At 43.8% G+C, this 23,422-nt stretch carries 27 protein-coding genes; 8 read left to right on the top strand and 19 right to left on the bottom strand.

What is annotated here, in order from left to right; genetic code table 11:
- Positions 1–153: 153 nt before the first annotated feature.
- The 4 genes from ABIX36_RS17575 to ABIX36_RS17560 form a co-directional block, all read right to left on the bottom strand.
- Positions 154–1,203: a polysaccharide deacetylase family protein gene (locus tag ABIX36_RS17575; protein ID WP_348083476.1), complete on the bottom strand. Its 1,050-nt coding sequence runs from the start codon at positions 1,201–1,203 to the stop codon at positions 154–156.
- A gap of 5 nt (positions 1,204–1,208) precedes the next feature.
- The gene (locus tag ABIX36_RS17570) at positions 1,209–2,558 is read right to left on the bottom strand and encodes a glycoside hydrolase family 140 protein (protein WP_348083475.1); all 1,350 of its coding nucleotides are present in this window, start codon (positions 2,556–2,558) and stop codon (positions 1,209–1,211) included.
- Between the two features lie 88 nt (positions 2,559–2,646).
- The gene (locus ABIX36_RS17565) at positions 2,647–3,069 is read right to left on the bottom strand and encodes a GNAT family N-acetyltransferase (RefSeq protein WP_348083474.1); all 423 of its coding nucleotides are present in this window, start codon (positions 3,067–3,069) and stop codon (positions 2,647–2,649) included.
- A 17-nt stretch (positions 3,070–3,086) separates the two neighbouring features.
- Complete coding sequence (locus tag ABIX36_RS17560) at positions 3,087–3,509, bottom strand: GNAT family N-acetyltransferase (RefSeq protein WP_348083473.1); 423 nt, start codon at positions 3,507–3,509, stop codon at positions 3,087–3,089.
- Positions 3,510–3,905: 396 nt separating this feature from the next.
- Between ABIX36_RS17560 and ABIX36_RS17555 the strand changes: the two genes are divergently transcribed.
- From ABIX36_RS17555 to ABIX36_RS17535, 5 genes are all read left to right on the top strand, one after another.
- A complete protein-coding gene (locus ABIX36_RS17555; protein WP_348083472.1) occupies positions 3,906–4,289 on the top strand; it encodes a hypothetical protein in 384 nt (127 codons plus the stop codon).
- Between the two features lie 65 nt (positions 4,290–4,354).
- Positions 4,355–5,011, top strand: a complete 657-nt coding sequence (locus ABIX36_RS17550) for a hypothetical protein (RefSeq protein WP_348083471.1) — start codon at positions 4,355–4,357, stop codon at positions 5,009–5,011.
- The gene (locus ABIX36_RS17545) at positions 4,975–5,772 is read left to right on the top strand and encodes a histidine kinase (protein WP_348083470.1); all 798 of its coding nucleotides are present in this window, start codon (positions 4,975–4,977) and stop codon (positions 5,770–5,772) included. Before ABIX36_RS17550 ends, ABIX36_RS17545 begins: the two co-directional genes overlap by 37 nt.
- A 16-nt stretch (positions 5,773–5,788) precedes the next feature.
- Positions 5,789–6,457: a response regulator transcription factor gene (locus ABIX36_RS17540; protein WP_348083469.1), complete on the top strand. Its 669-nt coding sequence runs from the start codon at positions 5,789–5,791 to the stop codon at positions 6,455–6,457.
- A 230-nt stretch (positions 6,458–6,687) separates the two neighbouring features.
- Complete coding sequence (locus ABIX36_RS17535; RefSeq protein WP_348083468.1) at positions 6,688–6,948, top strand: hypothetical protein; 261 nt, start codon at positions 6,688–6,690, stop codon at positions 6,946–6,948.
- 243 nt (positions 6,949–7,191) lie between these two features.
- Here ABIX36_RS17535 and ABIX36_RS17530 read toward each other — a convergent pair whose 3' ends face one another.
- The 11 genes from ABIX36_RS17530 to ABIX36_RS17480 all read right to left on the bottom strand — a co-directional run bounded on the left by ABIX36_RS17530 (position 7,192) and on the right by ABIX36_RS17480 (position 15,922).
- Positions 7,192–7,632 carry a phosphatidylglycerophosphatase A gene (locus ABIX36_RS17530; protein WP_348083467.1) on the bottom strand — a complete coding sequence of 147 codons (441 nt, stop codon included), beginning with the start codon at positions 7,630–7,632 and terminating at the stop codon, positions 7,192–7,194.
- A gap of 9 nt (positions 7,633–7,641) precedes the next feature.
- A complete protein-coding gene (locus tag ABIX36_RS17525; RefSeq protein WP_348083466.1) occupies positions 7,642–8,460 on the bottom strand; it encodes a TerC family protein in 819 nt (272 codons plus the stop codon).
- Positions 8,461–8,467: 7 nt separating this feature from the next.
- The gene (locus ABIX36_RS17520) at positions 8,468–9,445 is read right to left on the bottom strand and encodes a hypothetical protein (protein WP_348083465.1); all 978 of its coding nucleotides are present in this window, start codon (positions 9,443–9,445) and stop codon (positions 8,468–8,470) included.
- Between the two features lie 120 nt (positions 9,446–9,565).
- The gene (locus tag ABIX36_RS17515; protein ID WP_348083464.1) at positions 9,566–10,315 is read right to left on the bottom strand and encodes a hypothetical protein; all 750 of its coding nucleotides are present in this window, start codon (positions 10,313–10,315) and stop codon (positions 9,566–9,568) included.
- 149 nt (positions 10,316–10,464) lie between these two features.
- The gene (locus tag ABIX36_RS17510) at positions 10,465–11,613 is read right to left on the bottom strand and encodes a toxic anion resistance protein (protein ID WP_348083463.1); all 1,149 of its coding nucleotides are present in this window, start codon (positions 11,611–11,613) and stop codon (positions 10,465–10,467) included.
- A gap of 28 nt (positions 11,614–11,641) precedes the next feature.
- Positions 11,642–12,256 (bottom strand): TerD family protein, encoded by a 615-nt coding sequence (locus tag ABIX36_RS17505; protein ID WP_348083462.1) that lies wholly within the window; start codon positions 12,254–12,256, stop codon positions 11,642–11,644.
- A 107-nt stretch (positions 12,257–12,363) separates the two neighbouring features.
- Entirely contained in the window at positions 12,364–12,918 is a 555-nt protein-coding gene (locus ABIX36_RS17500; RefSeq protein WP_348083461.1) for a TerD family protein, read from the bottom strand.
- The gene (locus ABIX36_RS17495; RefSeq protein WP_348083460.1) at positions 12,908–13,753 is read right to left on the bottom strand and encodes a phosphoribosyltransferase family protein; all 846 of its coding nucleotides are present in this window, start codon (positions 13,751–13,753) and stop codon (positions 12,908–12,910) included. Before ABIX36_RS17495 ends, ABIX36_RS17500 begins: the two co-directional genes overlap by 11 nt.
- Positions 13,753–14,451: an HAD family hydrolase gene (locus ABIX36_RS17490; protein WP_348083459.1), complete on the bottom strand. Its 699-nt coding sequence runs from the start codon at positions 14,449–14,451 to the stop codon at positions 13,753–13,755. The genes ABIX36_RS17495 and ABIX36_RS17490 overlap by 1 nt, the downstream gene beginning before the upstream one ends.
- A gap of 584 nt (positions 14,452–15,035) precedes the next feature.
- On the bottom strand, positions 15,036–15,500 hold the full coding sequence (locus ABIX36_RS17485) for a transcriptional repressor (protein ID WP_348083458.1): 465 nt from the start codon (positions 15,498–15,500) through the stop codon (positions 15,036–15,038).
- 2 nt (positions 15,501–15,502) lie between these two features.
- Positions 15,503–15,922: a MerC domain-containing protein gene (locus tag ABIX36_RS17480; protein ID WP_348083457.1), complete on the bottom strand. Its 420-nt coding sequence runs from the start codon at positions 15,920–15,922 to the stop codon at positions 15,503–15,505.
- Positions 15,923–16,018: 96 nt separating this feature from the next.
- Between ABIX36_RS17480 and ABIX36_RS17475 the strand changes: the two genes are divergently transcribed.
- From ABIX36_RS17475 to ABIX36_RS17465, 3 genes are all read left to right on the top strand, one after another.
- The gene (locus ABIX36_RS17475) at positions 16,019–16,528 is read left to right on the top strand and encodes an N-acetyltransferase family protein (protein WP_348083456.1); all 510 of its coding nucleotides are present in this window, start codon (positions 16,019–16,021) and stop codon (positions 16,526–16,528) included.
- 70 nt (positions 16,529–16,598) lie between these two features.
- The gene (locus ABIX36_RS17470; protein ID WP_348083455.1) at positions 16,599–17,981 is read left to right on the top strand and encodes an alpha-L-fucosidase; all 1,383 of its coding nucleotides are present in this window, start codon (positions 16,599–16,601) and stop codon (positions 17,979–17,981) included.
- Positions 17,982–18,373: 392 nt separating this feature from the next.
- Positions 18,374–19,690, top strand: coding sequence for a zinc dependent phospholipase C family protein (locus ABIX36_RS17465; protein ID WP_348083454.1), 1,317 nt, complete (start codon positions 18,374–18,376; stop codon positions 19,688–19,690).
- Between the two features lie 69 nt (positions 19,691–19,759).
- Here the strand turns inward: ABIX36_RS17465 and ABIX36_RS17460 are convergent, their stop codons facing one another.
- The 4 genes from ABIX36_RS17460 to ABIX36_RS17445 form a co-directional block, all read right to left on the bottom strand.
- Positions 19,760–20,491 carry a hypothetical protein gene (locus tag ABIX36_RS17460; protein ID WP_348083453.1) on the bottom strand — a complete coding sequence of 244 codons (732 nt, stop codon included), beginning with the start codon at positions 20,489–20,491 and terminating at the stop codon, positions 19,760–19,762.
- 23 nt (positions 20,492–20,514) lie between these two features.
- A complete protein-coding gene (locus tag ABIX36_RS17455) occupies positions 20,515–21,051 on the bottom strand; it encodes a hypothetical protein (RefSeq protein WP_348083452.1) in 537 nt (178 codons plus the stop codon).
- 41 nt (positions 21,052–21,092) lie between these two features.
- The gene (locus ABIX36_RS17450; RefSeq protein WP_348083451.1) at positions 21,093–22,706 is read right to left on the bottom strand and encodes a hypothetical protein; all 1,614 of its coding nucleotides are present in this window, start codon (positions 22,704–22,706) and stop codon (positions 21,093–21,095) included.
- Positions 22,707–22,783: 77 nt separating this feature from the next.
- The gene (locus ABIX36_RS17445) at positions 22,784–23,416 is read right to left on the bottom strand and encodes a response regulator transcription factor (RefSeq protein ID WP_191187932.1); all 633 of its coding nucleotides are present in this window, start codon (positions 23,414–23,416) and stop codon (positions 22,784–22,786) included.
- Positions 23,417–23,422: the final 6 nt, after the last annotated feature.

The following is a 23,422-nucleotide window of genomic DNA, read 5'->3' as shown; positions in this document are numbered from 1 at the left end:
ATTTGATTTTTACATGAAATAAAAGTTTATATATGGTGTTGCCAATGTAAAGAAGATGTTTGCAACAACCGTCATGCACTGTCATGGTTACGATGGGATAAAAAGCGCAAGGGTAATTGCGATATTCCATCTGCGGGAAAGGTACTTAAGGGATTACCGAATTGCATTAGTGGCAAATTGCACTTCGATATTGTCTTTCCCCGGCAGGGCATTAAACACATATACCTGCCCATTTTGCTTAAAGGGCAGTTTTTTACGTTTTTGGCTCATGCCTTTAATTACAGCGCCATTTGTATTGAGGTTGATGGTAAGTGGCTGATCCCAATTTTGTTGATTAGATAGCGTATCCCTTAGGCTCAGCGTCCAACGCCTTGAAGATTTACTAAGCAATTTAAGCTTTGCCGAGTTACGCTCCTTATGGTATTGAATTACATTTTTAAAGGGTGCTATCCATACAGAGTCTTTACGCTTATCTAATTCAATTAAATGCTGAGCGAAAACTTTCCCGGGTGTGATGATCCAGCCATCCTCTATGCCATGATAGGTGGGACAAAACCAGCCGCCAACGGCGATAGTTTCATCCATGTACTTACCAAAATTCGCCATCGATGCCGAATCGGATATCATCTGGCTGTTTATGTTATAGTAATCATCATTGGTTTTGGCAAAATCATAGGCGTTGTAAGGATAGGGCTTGTTTTGTGTGGCTCGTGCGCCAATAAAAAATGGGGCAACCGTTTTGCGGATAGCCTTGTCCTTTGGGGTATTGCCGCCGCCCTCGCCAAAGGGGTAGGCGTGAGTGATCATTTTCTGAGCCGGCACCAGCACATCCATCTGTTTGTTAGACTCGGCACATTCCCAGGCAATACTATCGAGGGGCATTTTAGGAAAATGCGGATGGGTTAAGGCGTGGTTGGCTATCTCGTGCCCTTCCAAAGCGGCTTTGTTAATGGTTGCCCAACTGATATGCTGATTATTTACAATAGATACCGACATAAAAAAGGTTCCCTTAAAGCCGTATTTATCCAGCAAAGGCACAGCAACGGCGTATTGCCCGGGGATACCATCATCAAAGGTTAAGCTAACCGCCGCCTTTTTATTATTGAACCAGGGCGCGATGGTGTAATCAAGTTCCGTTTGTTTTTGAGCAAAGGAGGAAAGTGACAAGCACAAGCAAAGGATAGTGAAAGAAAGGTATTTCATGGTGATTATAGTTTTTTGTATTGCCCGGCTGCGTTATCCAACACCAACACCCAATCCTGTCCGTAACCGGCGGATGGTGGCGTAAAAGTATTATTTTGGAGGTTAGATACCTGCGGTAATTCCTTAATTTTTCCATTACGGGGATCCAGCCAGCAGGCGTTTAATTTATCACCCTTTATTTTGCCGGCAACGACGGTGAACGGCTTGCCCGCGGCTGTGTAAACAAACAGGTAATCGGCACCACGGGTAGCCTGTATCCTATCGGCAGGTCCATTGCTATTTTGAAGGATGATAGATTGATCGGGCACCCTATCTAACATCGGGTGCGATTCCATCAGTTTTCTTACAATGCCCATTTGTTTGGCTCCCGGCAGATCGAGCGCTTCGTACCAAAATAGGCGCGGCCCGTTAAGCGGTTCATATTTTGGTGAATACATCTGCCATATATCATGACATCCATAGGTATGACCAAATGCGCCCGAGAACAGGTCCAGATAAGCATACTTGCGCACATCATAGGCGCTTGATGTGCCCAGGTCAGTAACATTAAAACAAACCGGGTGGTCTTCATAAATAGGTTCGCCATCGATCACCGGTTTTATTGGCGAGGCGTTATAACCTGCAAATATTTTGTCGTAGACCGGGGTATCCCTGCAATGCCCGTTCTGGAACATATTGAACGAGAACCAATCCTCGCTCCCAAACCACTGCGCCGAACCTAACTGGTTTGGCTGGCAATGGTAGGTAATTAGCGCTTTACCGCCGGTTACTTTCATAATGGCCCGGCCCATGGCGCGCCAAATGGCAATATCCGCCTCCCCGCGCGGCTGGCGGTCGCCGCCCAATACCCAAATAATATTGGTTTTACTTTTATAACGGTTAGCCAGCCAGGTGGCGTAAACTGCGGCGTTCTTCTCTGTGAATACTTCGGGGCCTTTGCCCCATTTATCTTTAAAAACCTTATCGCCCCAGGTTGGCAATAAGGCTATATTCATGCCGTATTCGTTTGCCTTATCAATGATGTAATCTACATGCTCAAAGTACTTCTCGTTTGGCTTTTCGGGGTCATCATCTATCAATGGTTTTTCACCGTAGGCATTTGGCGTATGCAGGCCGTCCAGTTCTGCCAGGGCAACGGCCTGTATTACAGTAAAACCCTGCTGGCTGCGGTGTTTTAGATAGCGGCCGGCTTCTGCCCTATCCAGCCGATGGAAAAGTTCCCAGGCGGTATCACCCAGCCAAAAAAAGGGCTTGCCTGCTTTCAGGATATAATGCTTATCCGCACTAACGGAAAATTGGGCCGAAGCAACTTTTGCGAAGGCTAAAAAGAATATGAGCAACAGGCATTTTCTCATCAGGGCGTTATTTACAATTGGCGTTTGAATTTATCTAATTTTTTCGCCGATTGAAAATAATTACCTGCCGAACGCAGCCGATGGAACTCTAAACTTTCAAATCATCAATATTGTCCAGTAAAAAGGTATGGGTAAAGCGGGTCATTCCTGTTTTTGGATAATAACCTTCGGCGGCGGGAGCAGCCAGAAGTATCAGTTCGGCGGCTGGTGTATGCCTTTTTGTTTCTTTTATCAGGCGGATACCGATACCCTGACGCTGGTATGCCTGGTCTACCGCAAGACAGGACAGGTAGGTGCAAAAAACAAAATCGGTAAAGCTGCGCGCTATGCCCACCAGTTTGCCATCAAGTCGGGCTGTTACAAATAGGTTCGCATGCCGGCACATTGCCTCAATGCGGGGCCTATCGTTAATGGGGCGGCGTTCGCTTAGGGTGCTGCGTTCCATTACATCAATATATTCTGCGGGATCCAGCGCTTCTTCGCGCTGGTAGGTAACTTCAGGTACAGGCATTTTAATGGTTTTGTGCTTTAAACTTTCAAATCATCAATATTATCCAGCAAAAAACTGTGGGTAAAACGGGTCATTCCGGTTTTTGGGTAATAATCTACCGCGGCAGGGGCAGCAAGCAGTATGAGTTTGGCAATTGGCGTGTGCCGTTTGGTTTCTTTTATCAGGCGAATACCAATCCCCATGCGCTGGTATGCCTGGTCAACGGCCAGATCTGACATATAGGTGCAAAAAGCAAAATCACTTAAAGAACGGGCTATACCTATCAGTTTGCCATCTATACGGGCGGTAACAAACAGATTGGCATTTTGGCACATCAGCTTAATCCTTTCCATATCATCTACAGGGCGGCGCTCGGCAAGCGTGCTGCGTTTTAGTACATCAACAAATTCTTCGGGGTCCAATGCGGCTTCGCGTTGGTAAGTGATCTCAGGGCTTGGCATTTCTATCGTTTTAATGGTTAAAATTAACGTTTCAAATTTTAACACTTTAGCCGTTAATTAAATAGGCCAAGAAATATAAATGTCATAGTCCAGCTAAACTACATACGAGCGCTAACCGGCTTACTCATAAAAACTCCGGTGATATAGCCATGGCTACCAACGCTTTTTGGTGCTTATCAACTAATATCTTCCGCTTTTATTCATTTTGTTCATTGTACATTTAAGGTGCAAACCCGCTCACTATTCAGATAAATTTCATGAGCAATATCCACAGGAAGTATATATTTACAAACTACAACGGCCAATAAAAAGCGTATTGCTATCGGGTATAATTATGTAACTGATAGCTGCGTGAAAATTAACCTATCCCTTAATATTAACTTTAAACTAATTATCATGAGCAACTCAACCAATTCAAACGAAAGCGCGGACGGCACCATCCCTTTAGAAACCGCCAAAGCCTGGGCGGCAAACTGGCGCACGCATCTTTCAAACTCCGAAGACGTATTTCAAGGCAGGTCTTTTTTTATTCCTATCGTTTCCATAAACACCTTGCTTGCAAACAGCCCTAATGCCGAGGGTGTAAGAGCATATATAGGGATGGAAGACGAAACAGACCCGTTGACTGCTAAACTGGTTATCGTGTCGGTAGTTAATGGCGAAGAAGTACTTACCCTTCCTGGCGAAAACGGCGGCGAGGATCGCCCCGGCACTGTTGACCTGGTAACCGCGTGCCCGCCGGTTTGCCCAACGGGTGGCGGCCCTACGTTAGATAGTTAATTGCAATTTACTCTTCAGAAGTTTATAAGCTTTAATACCTTTAAGGCTTATAAACTTTTTAGCAAATGCTGTTTTATATATATACAACATTCATCGTCCCGGCCACAGTACTTATCCCCATCGCCTACGCCTTTATCAACTATCGGAGTTTAACCCGGGCTTTTAAAATAATTTTAGCTTTTATCATTTTTTCGGCTGTGATGAATACCATAGCCAGTGTAATGGCACGTGGTTACCATATGCGTACAACCGGTATATACCATATTTATACCCCATTTGAATTCGGCTTCATTGCGGCCTTTTTTTCGGAGTTTTATAACAAGCGTATCCGAAATATCCTGTATGCGCTTATTGTTGTGTTCGCCGTTTTTTGCGTGCTTAATACGGTTTTTATAGAAAGCATGATGAAAATGGATAGCAATGCACGGTCCGTAGATGCCATTATCCTTATTATTTTATGCATGTTGTTCTTCGCTAAAAATAATAGCGACCTGGACAGCCGCTGGGCCGACCACGCCAGCAACTGGGTAGTAGCCGGACTTTTATTGTATTATGGCAGTTCGTTATTCATGTTCATCTTTTTTGATAACTTAACAAGAGACGATATCATGACGTACGTTATCTGGACTTTAAACGCTACCATTTTAGTTATAGAATACATTTTATTTGCAATAGGATTTCACAAATGCAGGGCACAACAGACAATATCTACATCCAGATGATATTAGGCATGTGCGGTGCCTTCATTTTGGTGGTATCGTTCATCCTTTTTTCTATCCGTAACCAAAACCGGCTGCTCAGGCAGCGCCAGCAATTTCAGGCGGCAGAAATTGCGCACCAGAAAGAACTATTGGGGGCGGTTATCCAATCGCAGGAGACAGAGCGTAAACGCATAGGGCAGGACCTGCATGACGATGTAGGCACTACGCTATCTGGCTTAAGGCTACTGATAGAAATGTTTAAACCCGTTGATGATAAGGACCAGCAGTACCTTAATTTCGTAAAGTCCGGTAAGCTAACGATCGATAAAATTGTGAAAGATGTGCGCCACATATCGCATAATTTATCCCCGGCTACATTGGGCTATTATGGCCTGGCTGCAGCTATCAATGAGCATAGCGATATCATTAACCAATCGGGTAAGCTGACAGTGAATGTGGTAAATGATGCTGATGCTATATTGGAGAACCTTCCGCTGGCCAACGCCACCGCCCTGTATCGCGTACTGGAAGAATTGATGAATAACACTATAAAACACTCGGGCGCAAGTAAAGCCGATATACAATTTAACAGTACGCCGGGCAAATTGTTAATTGCTTACAAAGACAACGGTAAGGGGCTTTCGGGTTCCACCAGTCAATTAAAAAAAGGCATGGGTATGCAAAATATTGAGAGCCGCCTGCTTAATATAAATGCCACTTACGATGTTACAACCAAACCGGGAGAGGGCTTTCATATTCATATAAATTACCCTGTAATTTAAAACCTATACCACAACCATGGAGAAGATAAGTGTTGCAATTGTAGACGATCAGAATCTATTCCGCCAGAGTTTAGCTTTGCTTATCAACTCGGTAGAAGAATTTACGCTTGTTACCGATAGCGCCGGCGGGCAGGAATTTCTGAATACCCTTAAAACCACCATACCCCAGGTTAATGTTGCCGTAATAGACATGGATATGCCGGGCATGAATGGCATTGAACTAAACAAAGCGCTGCATGAGCAATACCCCAGCATAAAAGTTATCATCCTATCGGTACATGTAAACGAGGCGCTTATCACCAAAATGATAAACGCCGGCGCTGCATCATACCTGGCTAAAAACTGCGATAAGGATGAACTAATATTGGCCATTAACACGGTGCATAAAACGGGGTTTTATTTTAATAACGATGCATTGAATGCCATCCGCAACAGTGCGAACCACAGAAACAACTCGCAAACCATATTAAGCGGTTTACAAATAGCGCTTACCAAGCGCGAAAAACAAGTGCTGGAACTCATCTGTAAAGAGTTTAATAACGCCGAAATAGCGGATCAACTTTATTTAAGTGTACGCACGGTAGAGGGGCACCGCAATAACCTCATCATCAAAACCAACTGCAGGAATACAGCTGGGTTAGTGCTTTTTGCCATCAAATTCGGCCTTTTTGAGATCCATTTTTAAAACCGCGTACTTATACGTGTTTTTAAAATCGGGTGGAAACAGCATTCGCACCATTTCGTAATTATTAATTAACAAAACAGTTAAATAACTAAATTTACTGTTCTTTTATGCAATCAATCATCGATTGATTAACCATAAATAAAAAAAGCGCAAACCAGGGAGAAACCGTGTAATTTTTTGCTAACTTAATTTTTATCTTTACGTATAAAAGCATTAGTTAAAGTGGCAAGATGGATATTGTATACATTAGTAATCAAGTTAAGCACGATATACTCACTATTTGTGGCAAACCCGCCACAAAGCCTTATAATTTATTAACTGATACTCTCCTACATTCAATGGGTTATGATGATGATGGTGAACTGTGCAGAAAACTTGAAAACAAATTACAAATGGTTGCCGAAGAATACAAAACCGGCAGAAGCATCTCTTATGGAGTTATATCTAAAAATTTTACCGTTAGACAGTGCATCGAGTTAGTTATTGTATAAGTGACATCTTATACTGCCTAAACTGATACCCTCTGTTCATGACCACACTTGTAATCATTCTCTCGAAGTATTAAATCTGCCATACTTTCAAGTTTGGGCTTTAAAAGCATTGCCCCTGGCAATTACAAAGTAATTTCTTATAAAATAATAATGGTTATTACCGGTGTATAATACGGGTCTGAGTTCAGTTTGCCTCATACCGGGAGTACCAGCCACAACCTCGTAGCGTAACCCGACAGTCAGTTAAAACTTAAAGAAAAAAACCACCAGCTGCAGCACTATGTTGCCGTATACGCCGGCCAGTACATCGTCCATCATTACACCGGTACCGCCGGGTAGTGCTTCCATTTTACGGATACCAAGGGGTTTTAAGATATCAAAAAAACGGAACAGTACCAGACCACCCAAAAGCAGATAAAGGTTGGCGGGGATGAATAACATGGTCACCAGCATGCCCGACACCTCGTCTATCACCACGCGATAGCTGTCTTTCCCCCACTCAGGTTCAACCTTATTGCCTACATAAATGCCTAAAAGTGTGATCAATATGGTTACAACGAGCAATGCCCCCGGCATATCCCACTTCCATATCAGCCATATAAGCGGACAAGTTACAATAGCAGCAAGCGTGCCCCCACCCTTTGCATACCCTATACCGAAGATAGACGCGATCAGTTTATTCATACCCGGTATTTAGCTTTTATCTAAAACGTCTTCGGCAGCCTCGGCAACTTCGGGTTCTATCGTATGTTTTTTAGGAAAGTTGAACAGCAAAGAGGTTATCACAGGTATAAGGAAGATAGCCACCGTGAATATCGATACGGCTATATCTGCGGTTTCGCCCTCCATAAATTTAGAGAACCCTGTTTCGGGATAGAAATGGATGTATAAAGACGATGTAAGTTTAATACCCAACACCCCTATCACTATAAAAGCAACGGTCTCCAAAAAGGTAAATTTCTCCATCAGCTTTACAAATGCCTGCGCTACAAAACGCATGGCCAGTATCCCGATGAATACACCCGTGTAAATCAAAAACACGTGATCGGTAAAGGCAACGGCGGCAAATACGTTGTCTATTGAGAAGGCAAGGTCCATCAGTTCTACCAAAGCAACCGTTGCCCAAAAAGTACCTATAAGCCCAACGGTTGATTTATATAACCAGTTTTGTTCTTTATCTACATTTTCGGCTTCACCTGCTTCTTTGGCTTGTAGTTTACCTTTAAAATAATCGAACGCCAAATACATCAGGTACAGCCCTCCCAGGGGTTTTAACCACCAGATCTTTACAAGCCACGCTGCTAAAAACAAGCATACCCCGCGCAATACATAAGCGCCGATGATACCGTAACGCAGCGCCCTTGCGCGCTGATGCTTTGGCAGATCGATAACCATAGTGGCAAGCACTGCGGCATTATCTACCGAAAGTAAGCTCTCGATAACGATCAGGTTCAGTACAATAAGTAAACCTGCTTTTATATCTTCCCCAAGCAGGGTGTGTAAAATATCCATATTCTTATTAAATTAAGTCGGTATTCAGCATTGCTTTCAGGGTGTTGGCCTGCACATCAAAGCTATTCATATGTTGCATAAAATCAACATCGGCAATTTTTTTATAATCTTCATCCAGCAGGCTTATCACGTCTGCAGGCAGGTGTGTTTTCATTACGCCTGCACTGCTCTGCAGCCGTACGTTCTTATCCAATAGTTCCTGCATCACGCGTTCCTTTTTCGATAGCTTGCTGCCGGTAGCGGTGCTGCCAATTTTAGCGATGTCGCAAAACAAAAAGATGTTGTTAGATGGTGAATATAAAAAATACTGCTCTATTTCGGTAATTTTATAAACCTCTATGGTAATGTCGCCGGTTTTTAAGCCTGTATAAAATTCTATCTTAAAGCCGTGCTTGTTTATTTTACCCATCAGCTTACGCTGTATGGTGGCGTATTTATCGGTATAAAGCTCTGCCGGGTTATAGCGCAGCAATTCATCAAGCAGTTCTACGGGTATCTCCGCAAAGTAGTCGGGCGCATAGCGCGAGCTAAAAAGATTGATGTTTTTGGCGAAGGGATAATCTTCCAGATCCTGCGACAGCACTTCGAAAAGTTTTTTGAGCGATTGGCTCATTTTGAGTGCCTGACGCTGCTTATCATTATTAAAATCGTTCTCACTGAAAACGGTATCGTCCATCCGGTTTATCAGTTCGCTATTTAGCTGAACTTCATCCAGCAGCAGGTCGGCACGGCTCTCGTTGTTTTTCTTTATCTTTTTAAGCAGATCTATCAGCGTAACAGTAAACTGGAGATGAAACATCTCCAGTTTGTTAATATCCAGATCGGGATTTGTCGCAAACAGCTGGTGGATTACTTGGGTGCGCAGGTAAATTTTATAAATGATATCGTTATTAAAGAAAACCGTAAGCAACTGCAATTTGCTGATGGTACGGGTAGATTCATTTAAAATATTTATCCTGTTTTCATCCATCAATAGTAATTCCATTTAAAATGTAAAAATACAAAAATACTACCGTAGGCACTTATCAGATTTTAAATAGAAAAAAGGTGGTCCACTAAATCAAAAAACTCAATGTTTTGCCAGGTTGGGGTGGAGGGAAAAATGTCAACCATAGTCAGTAAATTTTTGCAGGGAAACAATTTCATCCGGCCTCCGCAGTGGATATAAATAACGGTGCTCAATACCCTGGAGCCCACGATATCCCCATTTACCATCAACCAATTCTTGAAGATCGAAATACCTCTCTTCGTTATTTACGACTCCTAATAACACAAGTGTTATCAGCGGATTCAGCAATTGCTTGTTTATAAGCTTTGCCCACATAAGTCTATCATCCGAATGTTTATTGATAATATAATTACCTACCAGCACAATGAAATTTAACTTATACTTATTAAATGCCTTTTTCTTTTTTAATAATTTGCATATCTCATCAAGTTCTGGCGGTTGCGTTAATTCGTTTTCATATTTAGCCAAATACTTTAACAAATCGTTAATCAGCACTTCTCGAAACTGCGGCAGATTTTCAAATTTATCTTTGTTTGCAAAGTAAAAAGCGTTGATTTTCTCGTTTGTAGGGTAGTAGCAATCTGTTCGCCATTTTTCCAACAAAACCATGTTCTTAGTTGCCAGGCATTTTGCGAACGGATTGATTGGCATTACTAAATATGTTCCATCGCTCAATTTGTAAACTGTGCTTAGGTTGAAATAAATGCTCTCTACTACCTCGCCGTTCGTACGGGTTTTCAGTTCGTTGGCTTCAGCCCAATCGAGTATATCGTAGTTAGTTTGCATTGCGAAAATAACATAAAAGACCGTCATCCTTGTTTCAGGATCCAAAGGAAAGGTTGCCAATATGTTTAACCGATAAGCATGTCGGCAACTTGCGGATGGGGTGCCGAAATAAATTCGGCATGACGGCTTCTTTTCAACATTTCGGAAGTATAAATTCCGAAACCCCTTGCTATGAGCAACCGCGAGTACAATTAAATCGATTCCTTAATTTAACTCACATTGGCCACGTTCTTCTTCAGTTCCGATTCCAAATTCTGCAATTCGGTGTTCAATACCCTGCGGTTTTGCGTGCCTTCATCATGTATGCGCTTCACTTCGGTAAGCGTTTCTATCAGCGAAGCCGTGGTGCGTTTTAAAGTATCTAACGAAACTACGGTTTTTTCGTTTTCCCGTGCAACTTCTATGCTGTTTTGCTTTAGCAAATCGGCATTTTTTTGCAAAATGGTGTTCGTTGTGTCTGATATTTTCTTCTGCATCTCCACATTCTCTTTTTGCCTGTTCAACGCAACAGCAATGGTCAACTGGTTTTTCCAAACCGGGATGGTGGTAGATACTATCGACTGTGCCTTCTCGGCAATGGTGGTATTGTTATTTTGCACTACGCGGATCTGCGCCAGCGATTGCATCATAATAAAGCGCACCACCTTCAGGTCGGCGAGGCGTTTATCCAGGCGGTTCACAAAATCGCGCAGGTCGGCAATTTGGTAATCTTCGTAGGCAGATGGATTGCCATCCATTACGGCAAGTTCCACATTCAATTCGTTATACTTCAGTTGGCCCGAGATAATGAGTTCTTCCATCTGGTGGATGTAGGTAACATTGCTATCAAACATGGTTTGCAGCGCGGCATTATCTTTAAGCGAGTTTACACGCCCGGCTTTCACTTTGTTAACTATCTTATCAATATTGTTCACCACCGTATCGTACTTGGCAAACAGTTTTTTGGTATCCATCACCATCTTTTTCAGGAAAGGGATACTGCTGATAAACCTGGTTAACGCGTTTTGGTTCAATTCATCTACATCGATGTAATTCAGTTCGGTAAGCAGATCGGTTATCAACGTACCCACCTCGCCCGAGTTGTACGTACGTACCGATGTAAGGAACGTATTACTGTAACGCTCCATCGAGTTTTGCACATCGGTACCGTAGTTTAGTATCGAGTTTACGTCCTTCGGGTCGATAGTCTTCGCAATTTCTTTAAACTTTGTTTCCTCGGCCGGGGTAATGGTACTCAGGTCTACCGTACCATCTTTAGCCAGTTTTACGGGCACCGTAGTACCTGGCTGCGCTTGTGGCGGCAGGTTCAGATCCGGCATGTTCAAATTCAAATCGTTATTGCTTGGGTTGGTTTCCATTTTGCTTATTGTTGATGCTGATTACAGCTTATAAATAATTTTGTGTAACCGTTTTTACGGTTTCTTCCAGTTTGCGATCTTTTGTTGGTTCGCCAATGGCGTTGAATTTCCATTCGCCGTTCTTTTTGTAAAATACGCCCATTACCATACTTACGTGCCCTTTAAAGCCCTCACCGTTGGCAATATCATACTTGGCAAAAATCTCGGTCACCCTTTTTGGCGTACCCTCATAAATACGGATAGATGCGAAAGGTATCGCCCCAAAATCCTGCCCGCGGAAACTGTTCAGCACAAATGCCACGTAGGTTACTGCTGTGCTCAAGCGCGAAAAGTCTACCGTGATCACCTCGTTGTCTATGCCGTCATCGCCGCCCATATCGCCGGTTAAATCATCGCCGCTGTGGCGTACCGATTGGTCTTTAGATTTTAAGTTACCGAAGTAAACTACCTCTAAAAGCCTTTTTTGATCATCGTACAAAGCGCAGCTGGCATCCAGGTCAACCGCTTCTTTAGTACTGCCGAAACCAAACAGGCCTTTCTTTTCAATAGCGCCCCAGTTAATACCTACACATATATTTTGCAGCTTGTTACCATCCGCTTTTTCGAGGCTGATTCGCTGTCCTTTTTGAAGATTAATTGCCATTTTAGTTATGAGTTTTGGGTTATATGTTTTGAGTTGTAAGATTTAAATAACAAGTTTTGTGTTAGCTATATTTTCAACTCAAAACTCATCACTCACTACTCAAAAACTTAATTATATTTATTAAGATAATCCTGCAGGCCGCCTTTCATGCCGGCGCCTACGGCTTCAAATTTCCATTTGTTATCGCGTTTGTAAATACGGCCAAATTCTACAGCAGTTTCTATAGAGAAGTCTTCTTCCAGCTCGTATTTCAAAATATCGGCACCGGTACCAGCATCCGCAATACGGATAAACGAATTACGCACCTGGCCAAAATTCTGGTGGCGTGCTTCTGCTTCGTGGATAGTTACCACTACGCAGATCTCGGTTACGCGGGGGTCAATGTTAGATAGGTCAATTTTGATCTGCTCATCGTCGCCATCGCCTGCGCCGGTAAGGTTATCGCCGGTATGCTCTACGGCACCGTCCGGAGATTTAAGGTTGTTATAAAATACAAAGAACTCATCGGATACCAATTTTTTGTTGTCGCCCATGATGAAGATAGAAGCATCCAGATCGAACGCTGCGCCTGTTGATGAACTGTTGGTATCCCAGCCTAAACCTATAGTAAATTTGGGAGCGTCGATAGCTTCGCGCTGCCCCTTTTGAAGACTAATTGCCATATTCTATTAATTTATAATTATCTAAAAGTAACCGTTTTTTTATGTGATTCAGGTTTTGGCTGTAAGCTTCGATGGTATGGTAACCATTGCCTAAGGCCATGTTATATAATTGCTCGGTAAATGTATTGTTTTGCTCCTGTATAAAAACGCAAAAACTATCAAAATCGTAATTCAGGATGTATTTTACTATCCGTGTATTTATACAGAAATCCGGGGCTTTTATTATATCCTTTAAATGAAATACCGATTTTACATGGTGATAATTTAAATGATTCTCCACGTTAGGGTGGATGTTTTTATTTACCAGTTCGGCAAAATAAAGCATATAAATATCATTGGTTAAGCCATACTCGCCTACCATTTTCATTATCATCCGTTCGTGACTACCGGTAATGCGGATATCATCCAGGAATATCAGCGTTTTACCCTCTAAAAAAACTTTATCGATATGAAACTGGTCGTTACCTATCAGTTTCATCCTTTGTTCGGCGTCCAACTCTCCGTAATCCTCCTTATAAGTAATGGTACGATGAACCTTGGCCTCCTGCGCTACCGGGAAATGGTGCTCCGCCAACCAGTGATTCAAGCGGTAAACAAACCAATTTTTCATGGCGAAGGTGGCCGTTGGAATAAAAGAATACGGACTTGATATCACCACAATTTGCTGGCGGATAGGGTTTACGGCCAATCGTTGACCTATAAATCCATCGGCCAATGCGGTACCAAATAATTTCGACACCCTGCCATCGCCAAACTTAAAGCGGCTATAGTCATCAGCGTTAAAGCCAAAATTTTCGGCATCGTTTATATGATGTAATGAATAGGTAGTGTTCATTAGTTAATAAGGCTTAGTATGGTCTTTTTGTTCGAATTGATCAGCAGGCTATCTATCCCGATGGCAGTTGCGGGTACAATATCATTTTTGGGATTATCGCCAATGTGGATAATATCAGTTAAGGGCACGCTCCTGCCGGGCCTGCAAATATCGATATTATTCAACATCAGTTTAAAGAACTCCCTGTTTGGTTTCGACATACCCACTTCATCTGAATACAGCTGAAAATCAAAAAAATCATCCAGCTTATGCAACGCCAATACTTTTCTCAATGTTTTCCCGGTGATGTAACCTGTATTACTCAGCAAGCTAAAAGTACCCCCGCTGTTTTGTTTTAGATGCTGAAGAGACGAAAATGTTACACCGCTGTACAACGCGGGCGGATACTGAAACAATAGTTCCTCCATTTTTAGGTGCAGATGGTCCGTATCTACTTCATCCAAATCCAGGTTACTGTCATGTATAAAGTTAAGTACCATCAGGTACATTTCGTCTGCGTCAATATTTTTGCCGCTTTTTTCGTTTACGGCGTTTACCATCAAGTCTACCTGGCGGAATATCTTGGCTACCTCCTCTTCGGATTTATGCAGCGCGTTGTGGTTTTTATGGAAATATTTTGCCCGTTCCGCCTTAAAATCCGGGTTAGATTTAAGGAGCGTGAGCCACAGGTCGAACGAATAGTGCTGGTAATAAGGCATAGAAAGGAGGTTTCTGCAGGTAATGATAAGGTTGTAAAATACGAACAAAAACCAAAAAACCTACGCCTTTGAGGTTTAATTATATGTTAAGAGTTTGTAAAGGGTGTGATAGGTTTGTGTGAGCGCCGGGAGGGTTTCACCGCTTTACAAAACGGGGTAGTTTAGTGGCTAACCCGTCCCTGCCTTTGCGCTCAGCGCTGCACCGCTCCCAAAGGATACAGTTCATTGAACATTTTTGCCGTCTTTTACTAAACATAAAACATCCTTGCATTGGAATCAGGGTTTACAAAAGTTAACACAATTCCAATAAACATTTTATAAAAATTTGATAATCAATTATTTAAAAATGCGCCGGGTTAACATATTTTTCTGTAACGGTGTCACCATAAATCCTAAAATTTTATTATGAAACACCATACATAAATTTAATAAGCACCGTGTTCTGAGGTGTTTTGCTCTCCCAGGGGAGGAATTAAAATCGCCGCCGCACTATTTGCAACCTTACTGCTCTTTACTGAACTTTGGGCACAAGACAGATAGCCTCACCCTGCCCTCTCCCTCTGGAGAGGGTTCTCAACTTTTCTTTAAGTCCTCTCCTTTGGAGAGGATTTAGGTGAGGCCCCACTACACTTAGGGCACAATCCCGAGGCATAAAGCGTAAAGCCGGTAGGTTGAAAACCAGTGGGCAGGTTAATGGCCGGCAAACTCAGTTCATTTAAACAAAACACACCTTTACAGGCGGTGCAATTAAAATGGAGGTGCTCGTCGTGATGATGGTGCTCATGGCAACCAGAAGAACAAACCGCATAGTTGGCGGTACCGTTAAGATCGAAAACTTTATGGATGATGCCTTTTTCTTCAAACACATTCAGGATGCGGTACAGCGTAACCCTGTCGATATCGTGCATTACGCTCTCCAGGTCGGGTTGCGAGGTGGCGGTGTTTTTAGCGTACATCATAGATAACACACGCAGGCGCGCACCCGTCTTTTTCAGCTGGTGTTTCTCCAGCAGGTCTTCAAACTGATAAGTATTTTTTCCCTGTGCCATGCTTATTCGTGGGTATGTTTAACATGCAAAAAGCTATCCCCTGCACTGCAGGTACCCGCGTATTTGTAATTTACAAAATGCGCTATCGCGATAGTGATACCACCGGCAGGCACAATAATAGCTTCCAGCCAGCCTTTGGTAAAGATATGGCCCAGTATAATAGTTACAAACCCTATTATCAATAAAACGAGCGGCAATCCCCTATGATGCGAATTTAAAAACGAACCTGCTATAGACACTACCCCAACAATTAATGCAACGATGATCATGCTCCACTCTACCCATGGGTTGGCCAAAAAGCCCAGGCCCACCAATGGCAGGCTGGTGAAAAATACAGGCACGGCCGCGCAATGGATAGCGCAAAGTGTAGAAGCTGTCATGCCTATATTATCAAGTTTAGCGGCCATTTTTAATGATCTCATGCTGCAAAGATAATACTAATGCAACATGATTGCATTTACGAATTGTAAAATTTACTCAGCCCTTTGGTTTTTTCGGCTATTGGGTATCTTTGCGCCATGAGCGCATCTGCCAACATCATCCGGGACATGACACCCGCCGACCTTCCCGCCATATTGGAAATTTACAACGACGTTATCCTTACCACCACCGCCGTTTACAGCGAACAACCGCATACCCTCGCTATGCGCCAAGCCTGGTTTAACGAACGCAAAGCCGCTGATTTCCCTATAATTGTTACAGAAGAAGATGGTATTATCACCGGCTTTGGCACCTACGGGCACTTCAGGGCATGGCCCTGCTACAGGTTTACAGTGGAACATTCTTTATATGTAGAAAAAAACCACCGCGGCAAAGGAATCAGCAAAATATTGCTGGAATGCTTGATCAGCCATGCCCGTGAAGCAGGCATGCACGCGCTGATAGCCGGTGTGGATAGCGATAACCTTGCCAGTTTGCACCTGCACCGTTCCCACGGATTTGAGCAGGTAGCACATTTTAAAGAGGTGGGCTTTAAGTTTGATAAATGGCTCGACTTGATATTTTTGGAGCTGCTACTCTCCAAATAATTTCTACACGCCTCGCAAATAAAAACGCAAAGCCGTATGTTTAGGCTTTATTAATTCTGCTTTTACTGATATGAAAAGAATTTCCTTCGTACTTTTTAGCTTCGTAATTTTTATAGCCGCCGCATCAGCACAAACAAAACCGCTAAGCGAGTTGCAGCAAAACTTTGTAGACCTGAAATTTGGGATGTTTATCCACTATAACATGCCTACCTATAACGATGCCGACTGGCCAGACCCGGATGCATCACCTGCCCTGTTCAACCCAAAAAAACTAAATCCGGCGCAATGGGCCAAAGCAGCAAAATCGGCCAATATGACTTATGGCTGCCTAACCACCAAGCACCATAGCGGTTTCTGCATCTGGGATACCAAAACCACCGACTATAACGTAATGAACAGCCCGCTAAAACGCGACGTGGTTCGCGAATTTGTGGATGCCTTCCGCGCCAACGGCCTAAAGGTGATGCTTTACTACTCCATCCTTGATACCCATCACCGCCTGCGTCCAAATAGCATCACCCCAAAACATTTTGAGATGGTGAAGGCGCAGATAACCGAACTCCTTACCAATTACGGCAAGGTGGAAGCGCTGATCATCGATGGCTGGGACGCGCCATGGAGCAGGATCACTTACGATGATATCAACTTTGAGGATATCTATCACCTGGTAAAATCGCTACAGCCCAATTGCGTTATTATGGACCTTAACGGCGCTAAATACCCTGCCGAAGGTTTGTACTATACCGATATTAAAACCTACGAAATGGGTGCCGGGCAGCGCATATCAAAAGAAACCAACCGTATGCCTGCCCTGGCTTGCCTGCCCATCAACAGTGCCTGGTTCTGGAAAACGGATTTTCCTGCAACGCCTGTAAAAAAACCGGCCAAGCTGGTGAATGATGATATCATCCCGCTAAACAAAGTGGATTGTAATTTCATATTGAACGTTGCGCCAAACCGCGATGGGTTGATAGATGATAACGCCCTGGCTGCCCTTAAACAAATAGGCGACCTTTGGAAAAACGACGGCCCCGCGCCAAAACTGGCACCAACCGGCGAGCCCATTATCTCCTCTAACCTTGCCAAACACAAAGTTTCCAATTCGAGCTGGAGTGATGATATGAATATTATGGATTTTGCCAATGATGATGATTTTACCACCAACTGGACATCCAACGCCAAAGTGGAGAAACCCTGGTACGAGATAGACTTTGGCCACAATACCGATTTTAACACCATTACCATTACCGAGCAAAAACCCAACATCAGCAATTACCATTTAGAATATATGCAAAACGGTGTTTGGAAACCTATTTTAACCACCCAAAACACCAACCGCGTAAAAGTGAACCGCTTTGCCAAAGTTTATGGCAACAAGGTTAGGGTTTGGATAGATAAAGCAGACCACCAGATATCTATAGCCGAATTTGGGGTTTACAACGAGCGCCGATAAACACGATTTAGAGATAAACACGATTTAACGATTTCAAGATTGACACGATTTGCCAACTCTGCCAAGGAAATTGCTTTTAAAATCTGATGGTTAACAGGGGGCACCTCCGGAGCCAATTTCTTTGCCTAATTATCTCTATAAACAGGTTACTCCTCCGGAGTTATAGCCAATGGGTCTCAGTTCCGTAGGAACTTCGTGTTTATAGCATCATTCAAAATGTTTTTTTGGCTCCGTAGGCGCCTCCTGTTTTAAAAGCGATTTCCCTGCCAACCCTGCTTTTAAAAAGGCAGGGTTGTTTTATTTATTTTAACATTATACCTGCTCATACCAGATTTAAAACTTTTTTACGGGCACCTTGTTTATTACCTATCATTATTTCAAATCTGAGTAAATTGAACCTTATAAGCCGTCCCCCCGTCCTTAAGACCTTACTGGTAGCTTTCACGCTGCTTTTAGGTACGCTATCGTCCAAAGCGTATTCCATACTGGCGCATGAGGCCATCATTGATGCTTCGTGGAAATCGTCCATACTCCCCCTTATCCAAAAAAAATACCCCAACCTAACCGGCGCCCAAATAAAAATGGCCCACTCCTACGCTTATGGCGGTGCCATGGTGGCAGATATGGGTTACATGCCATTCGGCAACGGCTTTTTTACCGATCTGCTGCACTACGTACGCAGTGGCGATTTTGTGGAAGCACTGATAAAAGATGCTCAAAATGCCAATGAATACTCCTTCGCGCTGGGCGCGTTATCGCATTACATGGCCGATCGGTATGGGCATTCGCTGGCAACTAACCGTAATATCCCCCTTATTTATCCCAAGTTGCAAAAAAAGTTTGGTGATGTGGTTACTTATAACGACGACCATAAATCGCACAGCCGCATGGAGTTCTCCTACGATGTACTGCAAACCGGCCGTGGCACCTATACATCAGAAGGCTACCACGATTTTATTGGGTTTAACATTTCTGTACCGGTATTGGAAAAGGCCTTCTATGAAACCTACGGACAAGAGCTTGGCAGCATATTCTCCAACATCAATGGCAGCATAAACACCCTTCGCTGGGGTATCCGCAATTTATTCCCGGTGCTTACCAAATCGGCCTTTAATGCTAATAAGGATACTATCCTGAAAATGACGCCGGGGATGACAGCCAAAAAATTCCAGTATAAAATGAGTAAAAAATCGTTTAGGCTGGAGTATGGCAAAGAGCACCAGGAATCTAAATTCTTTTCACGGGTGATCGTTTTTCTTATCAGGATACTGCCTAAAATTGGCCCCTTAAAAACGCTGAAATATGTGTCGCCGGGCAAGGCCGGAGAAAAGTTGTTTGCCAATAGTTTTGATACCATTACAACCAAGTATGCTATTGCCTTAAAACAGGTTGATGAAAAAAAGCTTGACCTTGCCGATATGGATTTTGACACAGGTAAGCCCTCTGCCCTTGGCGAATACCCGCTGGCGGATAACACTTACGATAAACTGCTGATAAAGCTACAGGAACAAAACTATAAGAACATAACCCCGCAGCTGCAGCGCAGCATTGTTAACTACTACAAAAACGCCGATACATCGCAAACCGCTATGAAGCAGCGCAAGGAATGGAAAAAGGCGATCATTTCGCTAAAACAAATCAAAGTACTGAAGCCAACGGGACAAGACACCCTTAAGCCATTAGACGATCCCCTGGGGTCTACCCAATAAAAAAACTCTTGCGCCTAAGCACAAGAGTTTCGCATGTTAATTCACGCCCCCGGGGTGAATTAACGATCTTTATAAAGTGCGTTTACCTTTTAACGTCACCTTTTTATTATTACCATCGGTAAATTCTCCGGCAAGCGCGTCGCCTGCTATGGTGGCGATAGTTATACCTTCGCGTACCAGGTTATCACCGGATATGGTACCATTGGCATCATTATCAACTTCGGTGCTACCATTTTTACGCGCTAAGGCGCCCCACAAAGCCAGTTTACGGGATAAGATAATGTTGAATGTACCGCTTTCTGGTTTGGTGGTTTCGTAAGTTCCTTCAAACGCTTCAATCAGCGCAGTTGACGTTTCTTTTGCCAGTACAAAAGTAATGCCCGTGTGACCCGGCACAGTTGCCGATACAACTACCGGGTTTTGCCCGCCCGCTCCCACCGAAAATTTGATGGTTACAGGCTGCCCGTTTAAGGTGCCGGTAAAATCAGATACGTAAGCGGGGTTTTGGCCGCTTTGCGCAATTACGGTTGCCGTTAAGGTGGTGGTTATGCCATCAATCGTCATGGTGGCTGTGATGGTTGTACCCGAGTTATTTACATCAAACTTAATGGTACCGGTAGAACCGATAAGCACCCCCTTGTACACGCCTTTAAAGCTGGCATCGTTTGCCACTTTGGCTTCGGGCGTGGTGGTACAGGTAGCACAGGTGTAGTCGGGATCTTTGTTCGAGCCGGATTTTCCACAACCTGTGTAAATGAACAGGGTGGCCGCGGCAAAAAACAGTATGGATAGTTTTTTCATGGTAGTTGCTTTTTGTATGATATTTATTTTTTACCGCCCCCTAAGAAGAAGCCAATTTTAAAGGCAAAGTATCCGCCTTTATCCGGCAGGATATTGTAGTCGGCATTCAGGCGCAAGTGCCCGGCCTCGATACCCACGGTAGGGAAAAAGCCAAATTTTGTAGCGCTTGGTACCGTTACGGTGCTGCTGCCCGAGCCTACATCGATTGATGCCCGGGTGAAAAGCCCTGCGCCTGCGCCAATAAACGGCCTGATACCTCCATCGGCTAAATAAAACTCGCCGGTGGCAGCGTATGAGGCCAGCACAGAGATCTTGGTATCGCTACCGCTGGTATTGTAGCTTAGGGCGGCACCCTCTAAACGCAAGCCGAGCGCGAGGTCGTCGCTAACGCGGTAGTGCGGATGAATAGTGAAGGAAACGCCGCCTTTAGTACCGTTGCTTTCCGCCGGTATAGCGTAGCCCAGGCTGATATCAACCTTAAATGATTTGTAAGCTTCCGACTGGCTTTTGGCTGTTAATGCAAAGGCAAGGAACGCGGAGAAGAGTAGTAATTTTTTCATAATGGTTTGGGATTTGGTTAATGGATATTATTTGCGATATTTTACTGAAACATGTATTTAGTTACCCACAGCTTTTTATAATCCTCATCGCTGCCTATAAACACATAGCTATTTTCGCCTTTATTGGCTATCGGGGTAAAGTTTTTGGTAACATAGAATTTCTCGTTGCCAAGCACGCTGAAGGCACCTATGCTTGAACTTGCAAGATTGAATTTGGCTATGCGTGGATAATACCGTGGAAAATAGGTAGCGTTACCAGCATAGGCTGCAAAGAAATCCTCGTACCCTTTAAAGCCCTTTACCTCCATAATTATCCAGTACAGGGATTGCCCGTCTTTAGAGAGCACAAACTTTTGTACCATCGGGAAGATCTCGCTCTTTTTGTCGTTGTTTAGTTTGCCAACACCGTATTGGGCTTTCAGTTGCCCTGCCTGGTCAAAATGCAGGCAAACTACATCCTCATAGGTATTAACCGGGTTGCCCAGGCCAAGGTTGGTGTGGTCGTTCAGTTGCCCGGCTATGAGGTATTCGCCCTGCGGGGTTACTTTAAACTGCTGGACCGTAAACTTGCCGCCTTTGTATGGCTCGGCACCTTTATCACCGGGGGCTGTTTTAAACTTTGCTTTAAAATCGCTGATGGCGGCGGTGGAGGCAAAATCAAGCCTGCTATCGGTAAACTTCAGCAGGTGGAAGCTTTCCATCTTCTCGCCCGATTTTTTTTGCCATTTAAAATCAAGCTTATTCTTGCCCTCTGTAAAGCAGGGGTTTACAATAGATGCCGCATAGTTTTCAAACACCTCGCCATAAGCTTCTTTTGATTTTGTTGAAGTAGCGCAGAAAAACACCGAGCCGTTATCCTCACTCACATCCTGTATCAGCAGGTTTGGTGAGGGGCTTTTAAATATCACCTTGTTTTTTACTTCGCCTTTATCAGAATATTTAAGGTAAGTGTAAGCCGTGATATCCGGCTCCCCTTTCTGAGGGGCAAATACCAGCACGATGTCGCCGTTATCTAACTGGTGCGAATACACTAACGATTGTGAGCCGCTTACATCAACGGGTTTAGTAGTGATCTCCAGATCGGCGTTTACACCAAGTACAAAAAAATCGGTCCCATCCTTATGTGCCTTACTATCCAGCCCGGCCAGTACAAACAGGCTTTCGTCTACCGTACTGTTAAAGGCGGCAAAACCATAATATTTGTCGTTACCATTTTTTGGCTTGATAACTTCTGATGTGATACCTTTTTTAAATACATACCGCTGTTTACCGTAATCCCAGGTTTTAAGATCGCTGTATTTGGTGAACTTCAGCTTCATACTGAGGATATCGAAAGAGCTGCACCCGCCTACCGAGGCGTAAAAGCCACTTACGGTTTTATCGGGCATATCCTCTGCGGAGACCTTCGGTTCGGAAATTTCCTCATTCTTAACAAACTTGAGGTTGCTGTCAAACTGATAGGTTTCGTAAAAAATCTCGTTCTTCTTTTTATCGCCGGGGATTTTGTAGGTGATGGTATAGGTACCATCGGTATTTGCCGCGCTAAGCAGGAAACCCTTGCCGGCTTTCTTAGAAAGATCCTGCACGGTTTCCTGCGCGCTGATGATAAGGGTTGAAAGTACAAGCGTAAAGGTTATTAGTAAAATTCTTTTCATGCTGTCCATAAATTAGGTATGTAAAAATACCTCCGGACTAAAGCATAAAAAATGTGATATAAGTAGTAATCAGACTATTAGCGGTAACCCGTTTTGCGCAGGGCTTCTTTCTTATTGCGCACGTGCAGTTTCTCGTAAGTATTGCGGATGTGGGTGCGTACGGTATCAATAGATATAAACAGCTTGTCGGCAATTTCCTGGTAGCTAAAGCCCTTGCTCAGCCAAAGCAGCACTTCGTTTTCACGGTCGCTCAGGCTTTCTTTCGCGTCTACATAAGGCACCTGTTGCTGAAAGGCCATCACCACTTTACGGGCTATCTGGCTACTCATGGGGCTGCCGCCTTTGCGCAGGTCGATGATAGATTCTACCAGTTTTGTAGACGGCGTATTTTTAAGCACATAGCCCGTTGCGCCGGCCTGCAAGGCTTTAAATACATGGTCGGCATCATCATAGGCGCTCAAAACCATTATCTGTATATCGGGCCGCAGGGGCTTAAGCCAGCTTATAAATTCGCTGCCAGCCATCCCGGGCAGTTGCAGATCTGTCAGCACTATCTCCACCGGATCGCCTAAGCCACACTGGAAAAACTCCATAGCTTCCTCCGCGCTCACAAACGACGCGTTTAAATTAAACTCGCCCGAGCCCGCAAGCAGCGCGCCCAGGTAGTTGCGTATTTTTTCGTCGTCTTCTATAATGATGATCGGGGTCATGGCCTT

The organism is Mucilaginibacter sp., assembly GCF_039925265.1.
In the GTDB taxonomy this organism is placed as follows: Bacteria; Bacteroidota; Bacteroidia; order Sphingobacteriales; family Sphingobacteriaceae; genus Mucilaginibacter.
The sequence above is the reverse complement of the archived record's forward strand: the minus strand, read 5'-3'. Positions and strand labels throughout refer to the sequence as shown.